The organism is Flavonifractor sp., assembly GCF_019422385.1.
In the GTDB taxonomy this organism is placed as follows: Bacteria; Bacillota; Clostridia; order Oscillospirales; family Oscillospiraceae; genus Flavonifractor; species Flavonifractor avistercoris.
Genome location: NZ_JAHZDL010000141.1, coordinates 1 through 3,523 on the forward strand (window position 1 = coordinate 1; position 3,523 = coordinate 3,523).

Consider the following 3,523-nt stretch of genomic DNA (forward strand, 5'->3'; position numbering starts at 1 on the left):
GCTTAGTTTAGTCTATTAGATAAATTTAATAGATTGTCTCGTAGTTGAAGAAAAAAGAACAACTAACTATATAAATTTGAGCTTATTTTAACACGTTCATTTCGGAAACGCAATGCCTTCCCCCAAAAATGTACATAAAAAAGTAGGCCGGCAGAGGCAGTGGTTCTATCCGGCCTGATTTCATACGCGCTTTTTTGGCCTGCTGGTTTCCCAGCGGGCCTTTTTGTATTTAGAAAACCACTCGCTAGGCGAGTGGTTCCAGAAAAGGCTTCTGCCGAAGGATGTACAAAGAAAAACTCCCTTTGCTAGAATAGGAGTGCGGTCTGGCAACTGCACAAAGAAGCAAAGGGAGGCCATTCGAGATGAATGACATCAATAGTTTATCGCATACAAGATGGAATTGCAAATATCATATCGTGTTTGCGCCAAAATACCGGAGAAAGGTATTTTACAAAGAGAAACGACGGGAAGTGGGAAAGATCCTGAGAGAGCTGTGCGAGTGGAAAAAGATAAAAATAGTAGAGGCAGAAGTGTGCCCGGACCATGTGCATATGCTCTTGGAGATACCGCCGAAATACTCCGTTTCAAGTTTCGTGGGATTCCTGAAAGGGAAGAGCAGCCTAATGCTGTACGAAAGGTTTCCGGAGCTGAAGTACAAATACCGGAACCGGGAGTTTTGGTGCCGAGGGTACTATGTAGACACGGCAGGGAAGAACACGAAACGGATCGCGGAGTACATCAAGCACCAGCTGGATGAAGACCAGATGGCGGAGCAGATGACGATGGGAAACATCTAAGCAAGGAAGGCCCGTTTACGGGCGGCAAGTAACAGGATCGCGGCTGGCAGACCGTACCAACGCGCTGTGCGCGTGCCGCTAGTAACAAAGGGCTTTGCCCGTCTATGAAATACCCCCGGCTTCGCCGGGGGATTTTTATTGTGGGTCTATGCGGCCCTGCTCTGGGGGAACCACCGCCTGCTCCGCCAGAAGAGCGCGGCGCACACCAGCGCCAGGGCGAAGAGGAGGAGCTCCGTGGGCCAAAGGCCCAGGCCCAGCAGGGCAACGCAGTTAAACAGGGTGTGGCACAGGATAGCCGCTGGGAACAGCAGCCATTTCCGCCTGGCCACAGCCAGAAACACCAGGGAGGTGGCGAACAGGTGGAACAGAACGGCGGAGAGCCGTTCCAGCAGGCCGGCGGCGATCCCCAGGGGCGTCACTGCGGCGAACTGGGCGGTCAGGGTGTCCAGCTGGCCGGCTGGGAGCAGGCCGGAAAGGGTCTCCTCACCCATACCCAGCAGGACGCAGAACAGCAGGTTGTTCACAGGGGTCATGCCCGCCAGCAAAATCAGTTCGCAGAAGGCGTGGCCCAGCCCGAAGGAGAGGGCGCCTTTCCAGGTGCGGTGGCCGGGGCGGGGCGGCCCGCCGGGAAAGGCCGGCTTACGGGGCCCCAGCAGCGCTGCGCCTCCCAGCCGGGCAGACTCCTCAAACAGGCCGGCGGTGAAGGCCAGCCCCAAGCCCAGCACCAGGGGAGAGGACTGGGCCAGCGCCTGATACCACCCCTGCCCTGCGCAGAATTGGAGCAGGGGGATGCGCAGAAGGATTTGGGAGATGAAGAAAGAGAGCAGCCCCAGGGCCATGGGCAAGGGGGAGATTTTTTTGAACAGGCACAGGAACAGCAGCAGGAGGATGGGCAGCACCAGCGTGAGGAACAGCGCCAGGGCAAAGCTCCACACCACCTGTACGGATATGTCCATGGAGGGGCCTCCTCATTCCATCAGCAGGGAGAAGGCAAAATCAAACTGGCCTTCCTCCAGGCGGTACTGGGGCAGCAGGGAGGGCCCGCAGGAGTTGGAGCCCACGCCGCTCATTTTGTAATCCACGCACAGCACGGTGCAGCCGCAGGGCTCCAGCTCATAGCTGTGGGCCTTGCCGGCCAGCTCCTCCTGGGTGTAGGGAGAGACATTGAAGGAGAAGGGCTGTTCCGCCGCCGCGGAAAGGGCAAAGGCGCCGTCGGAGAGGGTCACATACCGGCAGCCGCAGTGAGAGGAATTTTCCTGGGGCTTGAGGTAATTCTCGTGCATGGATTCCACGCTTTGGGCGTAGACGCCCAGCCGGGAGGCCCGGTGCTTGTCCACATAGCTCTCATAGGGGCCGTAGGCGAAGTATTCCGCCTCCCCGAACTCCCGGGGCAGGAACAGGCGCACGCCAAACCGGGGCATCCAGGGGAAGCGGGTGTCCCGCTCCCCGTGGAGGGACACGTCCACCCGGCCGTCGGGGGAAACCGTCCACACGGCTTTCACATCCAGGAACCGGCCAATATAAAGGGCGGAGATCCCCAGATGGCAGGTAAGGGCGCCGCCTTCCTGCTCCACGGAATAGACCCGCACGGTGGGCCGGTGATAGCCCGCCTGCTTCCATGAAAAGTCCACAGAGCGGTCGTTGTCTGTGGGGGCCCGGTAGGTGTTCCACTCCATAGGCCGGGAAAGCAGCTCCCGGTTCTTGTAGACCATCTGGGAGAACAGGCCCGTCTGGTTGTCGAACACATAGCGGAAGTTCTCCCCGGTAAAGACCACCTGCCGGGGGCCCGCCTCCACCTGAAGGGCGCCTTCCTCCACAGGGGCGTCCAGGAAGAAGGGTTCCTCGGAGAGGATGAGCTCGTCAAAGCCCAGGGCGTGGCCCGCGGGATAGAAGGGGCTGGCCTTTTTGGCGGTGTAGAAGAAGGTCACGGTGGCAATGCCGCCCTCCGGCAGTTCCGGCAGGGTGATGTCCGCCTCCTGATGGGGGGCGATGGAGGGCATCTCCAGGTTGCCCCCGAAGAGCACCTCCCCGTCCTGCATCACCTCGTAGGAGAGGGCGACGCAGTCCTGGGCGTTGGTAAAGTCCAGATAGTTGTGCAGGCGGAAGGTGCTGCCCTCCAGCCGCTGGGCCCGGATGGGCCGGATGACGTTCTTGTATTCCAGCAGGCCGGTGTGAGGGGTGCGGTCGGGGTAGACCAGGCCGTCCATGCAGAAGTTGCCGTCGTGGGGGAACTCCCCAAAGTCCCCGCCGTAGCGGTAGATGGGCCGGTTGCCCGGGGTGGTTCCGCCGTAGACGGCGTGGTCGCACCACTCCCACACAAAGCCGCCGCAGAAGCCGGGGTACTGCATGATGCGCTGCTGGTAGTCCTCCGCGTCCCCGGGGCCGTTGCCCATGGCGTGGATGTACTCGCACTGGATGAAGGGCATCCGCCGGCCGTGAAGGTTCTCATCCAGCTCCCCGCCGTTGAAGTAGCTGTCCACGGCCTGGGTGGAGGCGTACATCCGGCTGTACAGGTCCAGCATGGAGAAATCCGGCGTGCGGTCCTTGTGGTAGGCCAAAAAGCCTTCATAGTGCAGCAGGCGGGAGGGGTCGTACCCCTTCACCCAGCGGCCGGCGTTCTCAAAGTTCTCGCCCCAGCCGCTCTCGTTGCCCAGGGACCAGATGACCACCGCGGCGTTGTTCTTGTCCCGGATGACGCTGCGCTGCACCCGGTCCAGAATGGCCTT

General features: G+C 60.2%; 3 protein-coding genes. 1 reads left to right on the forward strand and 2 read right to left on the reverse strand.

Going from position 1 to position 3,523, the window contains the following annotated elements; all coding sequences use genetic code 11:
• Positions 1 to 362 precede the first annotated feature (362 nt).
• Positions 363 to 797 carry an IS200/IS605 family transposase gene (gene tnpA / locus QZ378_RS12445; RefSeq protein WP_263041305.1) on the forward strand — a complete coding sequence of 145 codons (435 nt, stop codon included), beginning with the start codon at positions 363 to 365 and terminating at the stop codon, positions 795 to 797.
• Positions 798 to 943: 146 nt separating this feature from the next.
• On the opposite strand, the gene QZ378_RS12450 is transcribed toward tnpA, so the two are convergent.
• Both QZ378_RS12450 and QZ378_RS12455 read right to left on the reverse strand, forming a co-directional pair.
• A complete protein-coding gene (locus QZ378_RS12450; RefSeq protein WP_291258495.1) occupies positions 944 to 1,753 on the reverse strand; it encodes a YhfC family glutamic-type intramembrane protease in 810 nt (269 codons plus the stop codon).
• A gap of 12 nt (positions 1,754 to 1,765) precedes the next feature.
• Positions 1,766 to 3,523 (reverse strand): glycoside hydrolase family 2 TIM barrel-domain containing protein (locus QZ378_RS12455; protein ID WP_291258496.1); only part of this gene is annotated, 1,758 nt, incomplete at its 5' end.